Origin of the sequence: Polaromonas sp. OV174 (genome assembly GCF_900112285.1) — a bacterium.
Taxonomy (GTDB): Bacteria; Pseudomonadota; Gammaproteobacteria; order Burkholderiales; family Burkholderiaceae_C; genus Polaromonas.
Window position 1 is genome coordinate 49,946 of sequence record NZ_FOKZ01000018.1, and the last position, 13,488, is coordinate 63,433.

Annotated in this window: 11 protein-coding genes; 3 read left to right on the forward strand and 8 right to left on the reverse strand. The window is 63.4% G+C overall.

All coding sequences use genetic code 11. The features are described 5' to 3' along the window. Positions 1-10: 10 nt before the first annotated feature. On the reverse strand, positions 11-1,201 hold the full coding sequence (locus BM160_RS15780) for an efflux RND transporter periplasmic adaptor subunit (RefSeq protein ID WP_092007129.1): 1,191 nt from the start codon (positions 1,199-1,201) through the stop codon (positions 11-13). Continuing rightward, positions 1,198-1,899 (reverse strand): TetR/AcrR family transcriptional regulator, encoded by a 702-nt coding sequence (locus tag BM160_RS15785; RefSeq protein ID WP_092007130.1) that lies wholly within the window; start codon positions 1,897-1,899, stop codon positions 1,198-1,200. Before BM160_RS15785 ends, BM160_RS15780 begins: the two co-directional genes overlap by 4 nt. A 389-nt stretch (positions 1,900-2,288) precedes the next feature. On the opposite strand from BM160_RS15785, the gene BM160_RS15790 reads away from it, so the two are divergent. Together BM160_RS15790 and BM160_RS15795 are read left to right on the forward strand one after the other, a co-directional pair. Continuing rightward, positions 2,289-2,783, forward strand: coding sequence for a chemotaxis protein CheW (locus tag BM160_RS15790; RefSeq protein ID WP_092007167.1), 495 nt, complete (start codon positions 2,289-2,291; stop codon positions 2,781-2,783). 161 nt (positions 2,784-2,944) lie between these two features. After that, positions 2,945-4,669 carry a methyl-accepting chemotaxis protein gene (locus BM160_RS15795; protein WP_092007131.1) on the forward strand — a complete coding sequence of 575 codons (1,725 nt, stop codon included), beginning with the start codon at positions 2,945-2,947 and terminating at the stop codon, positions 4,667-4,669. Between the two features lie 225 nt (positions 4,670-4,894). Here the strand turns inward: BM160_RS15795 and BM160_RS15800 are convergent, their stop codons facing one another. From BM160_RS15800 to BM160_RS15825, 6 genes are all read right to left on the reverse strand, one after another. Beyond that, on the reverse strand, positions 4,895-5,671 hold the full coding sequence (locus tag BM160_RS15800) for a YdcF family protein (protein ID WP_092007132.1): 777 nt from the start codon (positions 5,669-5,671) through the stop codon (positions 4,895-4,897). Between the two features lie 61 nt (positions 5,672-5,732). Then, positions 5,733-6,929 (reverse strand): acyl-CoA dehydrogenase, encoded by a 1,197-nt coding sequence (locus BM160_RS15805; protein ID WP_092007133.1) that lies wholly within the window; start codon positions 6,927-6,929, stop codon positions 5,733-5,735. Between the two features lie 59 nt (positions 6,930-6,988). Then, complete coding sequence (locus BM160_RS15810; protein WP_092007134.1) at positions 6,989-8,146, reverse strand: CaiB/BaiF CoA transferase family protein; 1,158 nt, start codon at positions 8,144-8,146, stop codon at positions 6,989-6,991. A 7-nt stretch (positions 8,147-8,153) separates the two neighbouring features. Then, on the reverse strand, positions 8,154-9,128 hold the full coding sequence (locus BM160_RS15815) for a Bug family tripartite tricarboxylate transporter substrate binding protein (RefSeq protein WP_092007135.1): 975 nt from the start codon (positions 9,126-9,128) through the stop codon (positions 8,154-8,156). A gap of 38 nt (positions 9,129-9,166) precedes the next feature. Next, entirely contained in the window at positions 9,167-10,891 is a 1,725-nt protein-coding gene (locus BM160_RS15820; RefSeq protein WP_255368951.1) for an acyl-CoA dehydrogenase family protein, read from the reverse strand. Between the two features lie 126 nt (positions 10,892-11,017). After that, complete coding sequence (locus BM160_RS15825; RefSeq protein WP_092007168.1) at positions 11,018-12,352, reverse strand: serine hydrolase domain-containing protein; 1,335 nt, start codon at positions 12,350-12,352, stop codon at positions 11,018-11,020. Between the two features lie 134 nt (positions 12,353-12,486). Here BM160_RS15825 and BM160_RS15830 point away from each other — a divergent pair, with 134 nt between their 5' ends. Then, positions 12,487-13,413, forward strand: a complete 927-nt coding sequence (locus BM160_RS15830; RefSeq protein WP_092007137.1) for a LysR family transcriptional regulator — start codon at positions 12,487-12,489, stop codon at positions 13,411-13,413. The last annotated feature ends 75 nt before the right edge of the window (positions 13,414-13,488 follow it).

Below are 13,488 nucleotides of genomic sequence, written 5' to 3' on the forward strand. Positions count from 1 at the left end.
GCGGACGTCCTCAGGGCGCGGGTTTGACGCGGGCAGGCGCGCTGGCTGCGGGGCTGGCTTGGGCAGCGCTCATGGGCGTGAAACGGACCGGGCTGCCTTCGGGCAGGTTGCCGATGTTGCCGCGAATGACGGGCGTGTTGTCGGCCAGGCCCTGCACGGCCACCATGGCTTCGCCGCCGGCCGTGCCGCGCGCACCGAGCGTGACCGCGCGGTGCGCTACCTTGCCGTTTTCAATCGTCTGCACATAAGGCGTGGGCTTGTCGGTACGCACCGCGCTGACCGGCACGGCCAGCAACTGCGCGCGCGCCGTGCCCAAGGTGCCTTGGGCGAACAAGCCCTGGCGCAAGGGCAGGGCTTCGCCGCCGCTGTTGGCCAGGCTGAGATAAACCAGCACGCTGCGACTGCCGGCTTGCACGCTTGGGTTGATGCGCACGACCTGGGCCTGCACGGTCTGCGGGCTGCCTTCAATCTGCAGCTCGGCGGTTTGGCCCGGGCGCACCGTCATGGCATCGGCGGCGCTCAAGCTGGCTTCCAGTTCCAGCCGGCTCAAATCGACCACCTCGACGATTTTGCTGTCCACGCCGATGTGCTCGCCGGGCTGCGCCAGGCGCTGCGACACCTGGCCGGCAATTGGGGCTTTGAGCACCGTGTCACCCAGCGATTTGCTGGCGACCTCTGTGGCGGCCAGTGCGGCCTTGTAAGTGGATTGCGCCGCATTGAGGTTGGACAGTGAGGTGTCCAGGGCGGTCTTGGAGATAAAGCCCTGATCCACCAGCGCCTTGTTGTTGTCGTACTGGCGCTGCGCCACATCGACCTGGGATTTGCTTGATGCGGCCTGCTCCCGGGCCTGGCGCACGCGCGACTGGTACTCGCCCGCCTCTATGCGTGCAATCACCTGGCCGGCCTTGACGAAATCGCCCTCGCGCACCGTCAGATCCTGCAGTTCGCCCGCCACACGCGCCTTGATCACGGCAGAGTTGACGGCTTTGAGCGAGCCCGAAACCGCCAGCCCCTGCAAAAGTTCGCGGCTCTGGACCTTCACCACGTCGGTGGCGGCGAGTTCCACCAGGCCCTGGCTCGCGCTCACCGCGCTGGCCAGGGCCTGCTCTTGCGCCTTGCGTGCCGAGAGGGTGCGCAGCACGGCGCCGCCAACGAGCAAGAGCGCGACAAGGGCCACGGCCCACTTGATCCGGTGTTTCATGCCTGAGGGATTTCCTGGCTTGGCTCCATATCACCGGGTGACAGGCGCAGGCCGTACAAAATGGTGCTGAGCTGGGTGGCGATGTATTTTTTCGGATCCAGCTCCACATGGGCCGGAACGCAAGCGCCCACGGCGTGTCTGGACAGCATCAGAAAGATCATGGGTGCCACCACACTGTAAACGGCATAGTCCAGGTCAAGTGGGCGAAACTCACCGCGATCCATGCCGCGCTGCAGGATGCGGCGTATCAGGGACTGGCCGGGCAGCACCACCTCGTGCTGATAGAAGGCGGCGAGCTCGGGAAAGTTTTTTGCCTCGCTCATCATCAGCTTGGTGATGCCCGAGGTCTTGGTGGCGCCCACGCGCTCCCACCAGCTGTTCATGCAATAGCACAGCATCTCGCAGGTATTGCCTTCAAATGCTTCGAACTCGTCGTTCCAGGCCTTGAATCGGCCGGAGATGTTTTCTCGCACCACGGCCTTGAACAGCTCTTCCTTGCTCGGGAAATACAGGAATAGCGTGCCCTTGGACACGCCCGCGCGAGCCGCCACTTCTTCCACCCGGGTCGCGGCAAAGCCTTTTTCAACGAAAAGGTCAAGTGCCGCATTCAGCAACTCGCCCGGGCGTGCTTCTTTGCGGCGTTCGCGCTTGGCGACGATGCTGGTGGTTTGGGGGCAAAAAAAATCGGAAATCGCCATGGTTACTGACTAGTCGGTTATTAATTAAATGTAACGCCTTGCCCATAGGGCGTCAACCCAAGCCTTGGCTTGGCCAGCATGGCGCCTGGCCAAGCCGTCAGAGTCTCCTCGAACGCTACTGCAGGGGGTTGGCTTGCATCAATGGTTAATGCAGGGAGCGGGATTCCAAAGGTCTGAAATGAGTTCGGTTTCTTGCTCTGTTGTTTGGATTGAAATGTGTAACAAAGGCCAAGAATGCCAGTCTGTAAGGGTCGAAAGACTGAATTGGCAGCTTGTTTGGCCTCTGATGTTTGGATCGGGGTGGCGCGAACAGGAATTGTCCGAATGAATAGCCCGCTTGTATGGCCGCACCCGGACTCCGGGGCTTTGACTTTGATGAGGAAAGCACGATGACAACAAGACTTCAATCCGGATCAGTCACGGGCGGCCTCAAGCCGCTGGAATTTCTGTCGTTCACGCTGGGTCATGAGGAGTACGGCGTGGACATCCAGAAAGTGCAGGAGCTACGCGGCTACGACGCGGTGACCCGCATCGCCAATGCGCCCGACTACCTCAAGGGCGTGGTCAATCTGCGCGGCATCATCGTTCCCATCATCGATATGCGCATACGCTTTGAGCTGGGAACGCCCAGCTACGACCAGTTCACGGTGGTGATTGTGCTCAATATGGGGGGCCGTGTGCTGGGCATGGTGGTTGACGGTGTGTCGGACGTGATCACCTTGACGCCCGAGCAGATCAAGCCGGCGCCCGAGATGGGCACCTTGCTGGATACGGACTACATGCTGGGCCTGGGCGCGGTCGACGAACGCATGCTGATCCTGCTGGACATAGAGCGCCTCATGTCCAGTCAGGAGATGGGTCTGCTTGAACAAATCGCGGCCTAAACCTTTTTAAATCCTCTGAATTCACGCAGCGCGTGGCACGACTGGGCCAGGTCAGGCGCCAGCTTGCAAAAAATGTGTCGTGAGATCGCGGGGACGTTTCCTGTCCGCACCTTTGGGCTGGCCGCGCAGCCCTTTGTGATTGAATTGAGTGGAGAAGAAAAATGAACTGGTTGACAAACTTGAAGGTCAGCACAAAGCTGATAGGGGGCTTTCTGATCGTTGCGGCCATAGGTGCCCTGATAGGCAGTCAGGGCATTTTGAAGGCGGCCCAAATCAACGATATGTCCACCCAGATGTACGAGCGCGAAACAGTGGGTTTGCGCCATGCGGCCGAGGCCAATATGCATTTGCTGGCCGTGGGGCGCGGGGTGCGTTCCGCGGTGCTGGCTTCGAGTCTGGAGGACCGCAATCGCCAGCTTGAGATCGTCGACCGGCGCATCAAGGAGATGCACCAGCAACTCGATGCCTCGGGCGCCTTGTTTACGACCGAGCGGGGCAAAGCCCTGGTCGCCGAAACCCGCGCGGCGGCCCAGGCCTACGAGGCCGGCATCAAGCAGGTCAGCGACCTGCTGCGCACGGAGGCGGTTGGTGAAGTGAGGAAGTCGGTGGAAGCGCTTTTCGGCGACGTGCGCACGGCCGGCGACAAGGCCGATGACTTGATGACCAAGCTGGTCGAGCGCAAGAACAGCGATGCTTCCGCGCTCAACACGGCATCCGAGGAGGTCTATGGCCATATCCGTGTGCTGCTGATCAGCCTGACCGTAGGCGGCGTGCTGGCGGGCATTCTCATTGGCGTGGCGATTTCGCGCAGCCTGACGCGCCAGTTGGGCGGCGAGCCCGGCTATGCCGTTCATATCGCAGGACGTATCGCTGAAGGCGACCTCACCGTGGCCATCGAAACCCGGGCTCATGACAACAGCAGCTTGCTGGCGGCCATGAAAACCATGCGCGACAGCCTGGTCGGCATAGTTGGACGGGTTCGCACAGGCACGGACACCATAGCCACGGCCTCGGGCCAGATCGCCGCCGGCAACCAGGATTTGTCGTCCCGCACCGAAGAGCAGGCCAGCTCGCTGGAAGAAACCGCTGCGTCCATGGAAGAGTTGACCTCCACGGTCAAACAAAATGCCGATAACGCCCGCCAGGCCAACCAACTGGCGGTGTCCGCCTCCAGCGTCGCCGTCAAGGGCGGCAGCGTCGTATCCCAAGTGGTCAACACCATGGGCGCCATCAATGCGTCGTCACACAAGATCGTCGACATCATTGGGGTGATTGACGGCATTGCCTTTCAGACCAACATCCTGGCGCTGAATGCCGCCGTGGAAGCGGCGCGGGCCGGCGAACAGGGCAGAGGCTTTGCCGTGGTCGCCGCCGAGGTCAGAAACCTGGCCCAGCGTTCAGCCGCCGCCGCCAAAGAAATCAAAGTGCTGATTGACGATTCGGTGGATAAGGTCGAAGAAGGCAGCAAACAAGTGGCCGAGGCCGGCAAGACCATGGACGAGATCGTGGACAGCGTCAAACGCGTGACCGACATCATGGCCGAGATCACCGCCGCCAGCCAGGAGCAGACCTCGGGCATAGAGCAGATCAACCAGGCGATTACCCAGATGGACCAGGTGACGCAGCAAAACGCCGCGCTGGTGGAAGAAGCCGCAGCGGCCGCGCAATCGCTGCAGGAACAGGCCAGCGGCCTGTCCGAAGTCGTGAGCGTGTTTCAGCTGGACCAAGGTGAGGCGACGCAGCTCATCAACCGTGTCCGGGTGGCGAGTCGGGCGACGCTGCAAGCGCAATCCAGGCCGGGAATGACGGCTGCGCCCAAGCTGGCGCTCAGGAACCATGCGGTCGCCGAGCCGCGCGGCCAGTCCGGAGAATGGACTAATTTCTGAGTTGGGTTTGAGGCGGTTCGCGCCGGCATTCGAGCCGTGCACCGCCAGCATTGGAGGCCAGTTGCAGCCTTGCTGCGGCTGGCCTTTGGCGTCTTCTTGGCTGCGCGCTTGGCCGCATCAATATTGCTGGGTTGCTATGAAAGTAGTAGCTGTTTGCGCCCGCTGTATATGGGCTAGCGGCCGAAATGATCAATAAATGGCTGAAAGCGGCGCTGTGACAGGCGCTCAGACGGGAATGAAGCGGCCCACGGCCAGCCCCAGCCACTCGCGCAGCACCTGCTGCGAAGCCAGCAGGCCGTGCGCCGACGGCAGCCACTCCAGCACATCGCTATTGACCGGCAGAATAAAGCCCATGGGGGCTGGCGTCACGGTGAGTCCGGCGCGTTCAAAGGCGGCTACGGCGCGCGGCATGTGCGAGGCATGGGTGACCAGCGCAATGTGCTGCACGCCATCGCGCTGCAGCAAGGGCGCCAGCAGGCGCGCATTGCCAGTGGTATCGCGCGACTGGGCCTCGTTCCAGCGCAAGCTCACGCCATAGTCTTGTCGCGCTACCCGCTCGGCTACCTGGGCTTCCGAGTCGGTTTGCGCACCTTGGGCGGCCCAGCCCACGCCACCGGTAAAGGCCAGCGGCAAGCCCGATTGCCGGGCCAGCCAGATGCCATAGTGCAGCCGGGCTGCCGTATATTGACTGGGCTGCGACTGGCCGTATTCGGGGGCTTGCGGCAGCAGGCCGCCGCCCAGGACCACGATGGCCTGGGCCTTACCGGTTTTCAGCGCTGTGGCAGACAGCGGCGCAAATTGCGGTAGGGCGTTGTGTGCCAGCCACACGGCCATGCCGTGGCAACTGAGCAGCCCGAGCAGGCTGATGGAAAGTGCCGCCAGCGCGAGGCCGCCGCGCCTTTTCTTGAGTACCAGCAGCAGCCCCAGCAGGGCGAGCAGCAGCAGCGCCAGGGGCGGCAGCGCGAGGCTGGTGAGCAGGGGTTTGAGTGCAGCGAGTTCCATAATTTGCTATCGAGATGATAGCTTCTTGCGCCCGCTGCATCTGCGCTAAAGGCCTAAATGATCAATAAAACGCCTGCAAACCGGTTTGCGCGCGGCCCAGGATTAGCGCATGCACATCGTGCGTGCCTTCGTAGGTGTTGACGGTTTCCAGGTTGATCATGTGACGAATCACATGGTATTCATCGTGGATGCCGTTGCCGCCGTGCATGTCGCGTGCCACTCGGGCAATGTCCAGCGACTTGCCGCAAGAGTTGCGCTTGATCAGTGAGATCATTTCCGGCGCGGCCCTGTCTTCGTCCATCAGCCGGCCTACGCGCAAGCAGCCCTGCAGGCCCAGCGCGATTTCGGTCTGCATGTCGGCCAGCTTCTTTTGGATCAGCTGGTTTTGCGCCAGTGGCCGGCCAAACTGCTGGCGGTCCATGGTGTACTGGCGGGCGCGGTGCCAGCAGTCTTCGGCCGCACCCAGCGCGCCCCAGGCGATGCCGTAGCGCGCCTTGTTGAGGCAGCCGAACGGGCCCTTCAGACCGCTGACTTTGGGCAGCAGGCTGTCGGCCGGCACAAACACCTCGTCCATGACGATTTCACCGGTGATGCTGGCGCGCAAGCTCATCTTGCCTTCGATCTTGGGAGCGGAGAGGCCTTTCATGCCTTTTTCAAGGATGAAGCCGCGAATGGCTTCCTGGCCGCCGACCTTGCCGTCAGCGTCTGCCAGCTTGGCCCAGACCACAAACACGTCGGCGATGGGGCTGTTGGTGATCCACATCTTGCTGCCCTTGAGGATGTAGCCACCATCGACCGGCTTGGCGCGCGTCAGCATGCTGGCTGGGTCCGAGCCGTGGTTGGGTTCGGTCAGGCCGAAGCAGCCCACCCACTCGCCGGTGGCGAGTTTGGGCAAATACTTCTGACGCTGCGCTTCGTTGCCGTAGGCGTGGATGGGGTGCATGACCAGCGAGGATTGCACGCTGATGGCGCTGCGGTAGCCGCTGTCGACGCGCTCGACTTCACGCGCCACCAGGCCGTAGCTGACGTAATTGAGGCCGGCGCAGCCATAGCCTTCAATGGTGGAGCCCAGGAAACCCATGGCGCCGGCTTCATTCATGATTTCGCGGTCGAACTTCTCGTGGCGCGCCGCCATCAGCACGCGCGGCTGCAGCTTTTCCTGGCAAAAATCGTGGGCGGCTGCAACGATGGCACGCTCGTCCTCGCTCAGTTGATCCATCAGGAAAAACGGATCTTCCCAGTTGAATTTGGCTTTCATGGCAGTCTCCTATAAAGGGTTCTAGCAGTGTAGCGAAGTGGATGAATATGCTTTAAGTTTCAACTAGTTGACGGGCTGGATTTGTCCCCATCCACAGACAAGTCCGTAGGTGGCGCATGGCGGTAAGTCGCCGGCGTGCGGCTCAGCTTGATCGGCGAGGCGATGCCGGTGTAGTCCTCGCCTATGCGCACCACCATCTCGCGGTGCTGGGTATGCGGATGCTGCAGCGCAGCGTCCACCGACAAAATGGGAGCGCAGGGCACGCCCAGTTGCATCAAGGCCTCGGCCAGTTGCGCGCCGTCGTGTCCGGCCAGCGCCTGTACCAGCAGTTCACGCAATTCCTGGCGTTGCACCGAGCGTGCGCCCGCCTTGCTAAAGCGCGGGTCGCTGGCCAGGGCTTCGGTCCGCAGGTGCTGGCACAGCAGGCCGAATTGTTTGTCGTTGCCCACCGCCAGAAAGACCGGCACGGTGCGCGTGGGAAAGGCGTCGTAGGGGTAGATGTTGGGGTGGGCGTTGCCGGTGAGGGTAGGGCGTTTGCCGTTGCCAAACCAGTTGGCCGCATGCGGGTGCAGCAGCGACAGGCCGCAGTCGAACAGGCTGGCCTCGACAAACTGGCCCTTGCCGCTGCGCTCGCGCTCCTGCAGTGCCAGCAGCACGCCCAGCGCGGCATTGAGTCCGGTCACCATGTCGACCACCGGCAAACCGACGCGCAGGGGCTCGCCGCCGACTTCGCCGTTGACGCTCATGATGCCTGTCATCGCCTGCACGGCCGCGTCGTAACCGGCCAGGCCGCCCAGCGGGCCATCGGCGCCGAAGCCGCTGACACGGCAGTGGATCAGGCGCGGAAAGCGCTTGGCCAGGTCTTCGTAGCCCAGGCCCCACTTTTCCATGGTGCCGGTCTTGAAGTTTTCTATGACCACGTCGGCGCCTTCCAGCAGGCCCAGCAGCACCGCCTGGCCGGCGGCGCTGGCCAGGTCTAGCTGCATGCCGAGCTTGTTGCGATTCAGGCCCAGGTAGTAGGAGGCCACGCCGTTCTGGAAGGGCGGGCCCCAGGCGCGCGTGTCGTCGCCTTGCGGCGGCTCGACCTTGAGCACGTCGGCGCCGTGGTCGCCCAGGATCTGGCCGCAATAGGGGCCGCCCAAAATGCGCGACAGGTCGATGACGCGTATGCCGGCCAGTGCGCCTTGCGGCCTGGTGGAGTTTGATTCGGTGTTCATGACGCCCTCAATCTGCCTTGGCGCCGGACACCTTGATGACCTCACGCCACTTGGCGGTCTCACTACGCATGTAGCCCGCCAGTTGCGCCGGGGTGTATTGCGGCGGTGGCTCCAGGCCCTGCTCGGCCAGGCGCTGTTTCACGTCGGGCTGCTGCAGCACCTGGGTGAAGGCGGTATTGAGTTTGGCCACCACGTCCTGCGGTGTGCCTGCGGGCGCGACGATGCCGAAGAACACGCTGGCGTCGAAGTCCTTGACGCCTTGTTCCATCAAGGTGAGCACCTCGGGCAGGGCGCGCGAACGGGTGGCCGAGGTCACGCCCAGCACGCGCAGCTTGCCGGCCTTGATGTGGGGCAGGGCGGTCAGCACGTCGGTGAAGGACATGGCCACCTGGCCGCCCAGCAGGTCGTTGAGCGCCGGGCCCGTGCCCTTGTAGGGAATGTGCTGGATGTCGGTGCCGGCGCGCATATTGAACAGCACGCCCGCCAGGTGTGACGACGCGCCGCTGCCCGAGGAAGCAAAGGACAGCTTGCCGGGATTGGCCTTGACGTAGGCGATCAGCTCTTTCACGCTTTTGGCCGGCACACTAGGGTGCACCACCAGCACATTGGGCAGGTAGCCGACCTGGATGATGGGCGAGAAGCTTTTGACCGGGTCGTAATTGATCTTCTGGTACAGGTTCACGTTGATTGCCAGCGGCGCCGAAGTGCCGAACAGCAGCGTGTAGCCGTCTGCCGGGGCGCGCGCGACGTAATCGGCGCCTATGTTGGCGCCGGCGCCGGCCTTGTTCTCGACGATCATGGTCTGGCCCAGTATGGGCTGGATGGCGTTGGCCAGTGTGCGCGACATGGCGTCGGTCGGTCCGCCGGGCGCATAGGGAACGATCAGCGACAAGGTCTTGTGCGGGAAGGGGGTTTGGGCCCAGGCGGAGCCAGCGCCTGCCAGGCAGGCCAGTGCGATCAGACAGGTTCTGCGAGTGTTCATGCTTGTCTCCTTGGATGTTGTGATGTGGGCGGCGGGATTCAGGCGCTCAGAAAAATGCGCTCGACCTCGGCTTGGGCTTCGGGGTCGCTGTCGTGCCCGGTGGCCAGCGGGTCGGCCGGCAGCAGGCGGTGCCGCAGTACCAGTTGCGCCAGGTGCAGTCGATCGGGTGTGCCTATGCGCGAGGATTCCCAGGCCATCGCCACTGCCGTGGTGGTGTGATAAAGCGCCGAAGCCGCGCGCCGCGCCAGCGCTTCGCCGCCATCGGCCACGGCGGCCTGGGCCAGCGACGCGGCCCGCGCCATCACGTCCCGCAGGCTGGCGGCCAGCGCGTCGTCCAGCTTTGTCTCGGCCAGCAGTTGCTCCAGATGCGCCATCAGCGCTGTCAGCGAATCTTCGCGCCGGATCGCGCGTATCACGTCCAGCGCCACGATATTGCTGGTGCCTTCCCAGATCGAGCCCAGGTGTGCGTCGCGCACCAGGCGCGGATCGGTCCACTCCTCGATGTAGCCGCAGCCGCCGCGCACTTCCATGGCGTCGCCAGTGACCTTGCGCGCGTCGCGGCAGGCGCGGAACTTGATCAGCGGCGTCAAAATGCGCGCCAGGCGCAAGGCGTTGGCATCACCGGCGTCGGCGCGGCGCAGCGCCTCGGCGGTCTGGAACACCATGGTGCGGGCCTGCTCGCTGGGCAGCAGCAGCTTCAGCAGCTGGCGGCGCATCAGCGGCAGATTGATGAGCTTCTTGCCGAAGGCCTGGCGGTTGCGGGCGATGAAAAAAGCTTCGCTGACCGCGCGGCGCATCAGGCCGGCGGCGCGCACACCGTTGGACAGGCGCGAGTTGTTGACCATGTCGGCCATCTGCACAAAGCCGCGGCCCTGTTCACCCACCAGCCAGGCGCGCGCGCCTTCGAGGCGAATCTCGCCGCTGGCCATGGAGCGCGTGCCCAGCTTGTCTTTCAGGCGGATGATGCGGTAGTGGTTGTGCGTGCCGTCGTCCAGATCGCGCGGCAGCAGGAACAGCGACACGCCCTTGAGGCCGGGCTGGCCGCCTTGGCCGTCTTCATCCACGCGCGCCAGCACCATGGCCAGCGCGGCATCGGGGTTGGAGCAAAACCATTTGTCGCCGGTCAGCAGCCAAGCGCCGGGATGCTCGGGGTCGGGTCTTGCCACGGTTTCGGTCACGGCGATGTCTGAGCCTGCGGCCTGCTCGGTCATGAACATCGCGCCCTGCGAAAGCTCATCCATGTCCAGGCTGGTGAGTGAGGGCAGGTAGCGTTGCACCAGTTCGGGCGTACCGAATTTCTTCAGCGTGCGCGTCAGCGAGTCGGTCATGGAGACCGGGCAGCACAGGCCAAACTCGGCCTGCACGAAGAGGTAGGTCAGCGCGTACTTGGCGATGGACGGCAGCTGGCCCTGCCAGCCCAGCACGTCCTGGCGGTGCGAGATTGCCGCCAGCGCGTATTGGCTGAAAGCCAGGCGCTCCATCTCGACGTAAGCCGGGTGCTTGATGACCTTTTGCTCGTCGCGCCCGCTGCGCGAGCGGAGCTGCAGTTCCGGCGGGTTTTTGTCGGCGGTGTTCGCCAGATCGTCCAGCGTGCCGCCGGCCAGCGCGCCCAGCTTTTCGAGATGCGGCGTCAGGTGCGCCAGCAACTCGGGTTGCAGGTAGACCTGCAGCAGCGCGCGCAGGCCGGGGTCTGTGGTGTAGAGGTTGGCGCCGTGCTGGTCGGGCACCGGGTGGCAGATTGCTTCTGTCTGGTTGATGGACATGATGGGCGGCTCTCCTTGCTGCATTGTTTGCCTTGTGCTCATGCCTGTCCAATAGTGAATAGGGCTTGAGCGATATATTTTTTAATCATGAAATTGCGCTGCTTTCTGGCCCGGGCGGCGCGCCGCCTACTGCGGATGGGCCAGCAGGTGTTTGGCCAGTGCGTGGTAGGCCGGCAGTGAGGTGGGGTCGTTAGCCGGGTTCCCCGCCACCGGGTGCGAGGCGAAGCGGGCGATGACCATTTCAGCCTTGGGATCGATATAGATCGCCTGGCCATGAACGCCGCGCGCCGAATAGGCGCCGTGCTCGTTGTGCGACACCCACCACATGTCGCGGTAGCTCCAGCCCGCCAGCGTCTTGTAGCCGGCTTTGGCGAACTCGGCCTTGCCGGCCCCGTTGCGAATGTCGGCCACGACCTTTTGGGGCACGATTTGCTGGCCGTTGTAGCGGCCGCCCTGTCGCATCATTTCGCCGAACCTGGCCATGTCGCGCAGGCTCGCGTTCAGCCCGCCGCCGGCGAATTCGGTGCCCGTGCTGTCTATCGTGAAATAGGCGTCCTGCTCGGCACCGAGCTTGCTCCAGATGCGTTCCTGCAGGTTTTCACCGATCGACTTGCCGGTTGCGCGGCGTATCACCCAGCCCAGCGCGTCGCTGTTGACCGTCTTGTACGCAAAGGCCTGGCCGTGCGCGCCTTCTTTCTTGATCGTCAGCAGGAACTCGTAGAAGGACTTTGGCCCCTCGTAGCCGGGCGGGCGCGGCGTCACGCCGCCGGCACGCGTGTGGTCAAAGATTTCAGCCTTGGGGTTGGCATAGTTCTCGGAGTACTTGATGCCGGTGGTCATGTCTAGCAACTGGCGCACCGTGACGTCGCCAAAACCGGTGTCCTTGAGTTCGGGAACGTAGGTCGAGGTGAGCGCGTTCTCGTCGATCACACCCTCGGCCACCAGCATGGCACCCAGTGTGCCTATGAAGGACTTGGTCACCGACATCGCGATGTGCGAACCCTGAGGCTTGAGCGCACCGAAGTAGCGCTCGTAGACGATGCGGCCCTTGTGCAGCACCACGATGCCGTCGGTGTAGTTGGCGCCCAGCGATTGCGCCCAGCTCATGGTCTCGCCACTGCCCATCACCTGAAAACTCACGCCGTCGATGTCCTGGCGCGGGGCCACGGGCAACACGCTGACCGGCCCGGTGCCGTGCGCCACGTTGCTGGTGGGCACAAACTGGCGGTAGTTGGAAAAGGACCAGCGTATCTGCGGAAACTTGCGAAAGCTGCCATCGGCGAACTGAATCATTTTGTCGGCGGGGGGCGGAGAACCCGTCATCCAGCCCATCGTGATCGGATCGCTGGCCTGGGCATCCAGAAACTTCGGCGCGGTTTGCGCGCCCGCCTGCAGGCTGGTCACGAGCAAGGCCATGGCGGCCGCCCATCGCGCCGGGTTCTTTTTCACTGAGTCGATCATGGTGTAGCCCTTGAAGAATTTGCTGGGTTGGGGAATTGCCGTCGCAGGATGGGTTGACTCCTTGGCGCATTGTTTGCGCCGCAACCATACATGTCCAATATTGAATATGGCTTGAACGATATAATTTTTTAATCATGGAATTTCGCCATCTGCGCTACTTTCTGGTCCTGGCCGAAGAGCTGCATTTCGGCCGGGCGGCACGCCGCCTGTCCATCTCGCAGCCGCCGCTCTCCCTGAACATCCAGCAACTTGAAGCCTCGGTCGGTGCGCGCCTGTTCACCCGCAACAGCAAGGAGGTGCGGCTGACGGCCGCAGGCAAGGCTTTTGTGCCGCGCGCACGCGCCGTGCTGGAGCAAGCGGGCGAAGCGGCGCGCCATGCGCGGGATGTGGAGCAGGGGCTGGCGGGGCGGCTGCACATCGGTTTCGTGGGCGCCATGTTGTACCGCGGCCTGCCGCAGATGCTGCGCAAGTTCCAGGCGCAACACCCTTTGCTGCGGGTGGTGCTCAGGGAACTCAATTCGCAAGACCAGCTGGTCGAGCTCGCCCATGACCAGCTCGACGTGGGTTTTGTCCACAGCACCCGGCTGCCGGCAGAGATGCAGCATCAGCTGTTTGCCAGCGAGCCTTTTGTCTGCTGCCTGCCGGCAGACCACCCGCTGGCGCGCAAGCGCACTTTGCCACTGCAACTGCTGCAGGGCGAGTCGTTTGTGATGTTCGCGCGCAGTGCCTCGCCGGACTACTATGAACGCATCCTGACCATCTGCACCGATGCCGGCCTGTACCCCGAAGTCCGGCACCAGGTGCGCCACTGGCTCAGCGTGGTGTCGCTGGTCTCGCAAGGCCTGGGTGTGGCGCTGGTGCCGGCGGCCTTGCGCCATTCGGCCTTGGGTGGCGTGGTGTTTGTGCCGCTGGATGCGGGCGTCGCGCATTCGCAGTCCTATTGCATCTGGAAAACGGCACACGACAACGCGGCGCTCACGGCTTTTCTGGCGGTGATGCAAATCGAGGCGGCGCGGCAGGCAAAAAGCGAAAAGACGACGCAACCCAAAACAACTTCATAAGCCCCACAGCGCCCTGTGGAAAACAGGGGCGACTACAGTAGGGCCTTATACGAATCCAACCCCGGAGCCAAGACC

What these genes read in the sequence shown, in the direction of transcription:
- BM160_RS15780 (WP_092007129.1), bottom strand. Translation starts at nt 1,201, where the DNA reads ATGAAACACCGGATCAAGTGGGCCGTGGCCCTTGTCGCGCTCTTGCTC.
- BM160_RS15785 (WP_092007130.1), bottom strand. Translation starts at nt 1,899, where the DNA reads ATGGCGATTTCCGATTTTTTTTGCCCCCAAACCACCAGCATCGTCGCC.
- BM160_RS15790 (WP_092007167.1), top strand. Translation starts at nt 2,289, where the DNA reads ATGACAACAAGACTTCAATCCGGATCAGTCACGGGCGGCCTCAAGCCG.
- BM160_RS15795 (WP_092007131.1), top strand. Translation starts at nt 2,945, where the DNA reads ATGAACTGGTTGACAAACTTGAAGGTCAGCACAAAGCTGATAGGGGGC.
- BM160_RS15800 (WP_092007132.1), bottom strand. Translation starts at nt 5,671, where the DNA reads ATGGAACTCGCTGCACTCAAACCCCTGCTCACCAGCCTCGCGCTGCCG.
- BM160_RS15805 (WP_092007133.1), bottom strand. Translation starts at nt 6,929, where the DNA reads ATGAAAGCCAAATTCAACTGGGAAGATCCGTTTTTCCTGATGGATCAA.
- BM160_RS15810 (WP_092007134.1), bottom strand. Translation starts at nt 8,146, where the DNA reads ATGAACACCGAATCAAACTCCACCAGGCCGCAAGGCGCACTGGCCGGC.
- BM160_RS15815 (WP_092007135.1), bottom strand. Translation starts at nt 9,128, where the DNA reads ATGAACACTCGCAGAACCTGTCTGATCGCACTGGCCTGCCTGGCAGGC.
- BM160_RS15820 (WP_255368951.1), bottom strand. Translation starts at nt 10,891, where the DNA reads ATGTCCATCAACCAGACAGAAGCAATCTGCCACCCGGTGCCCGACCAG.
- BM160_RS15825 (WP_092007168.1), bottom strand. Translation starts at nt 12,352, where the DNA reads ATGATCGACTCAGTGAAAAAGAACCCGGCGCGATGGGCGGCCGCCATG.
- BM160_RS15830 (WP_092007137.1), top strand. Translation starts at nt 12,487, where the DNA reads ATGGAATTTCGCCATCTGCGCTACTTTCTGGTCCTGGCCGAAGAGCTG.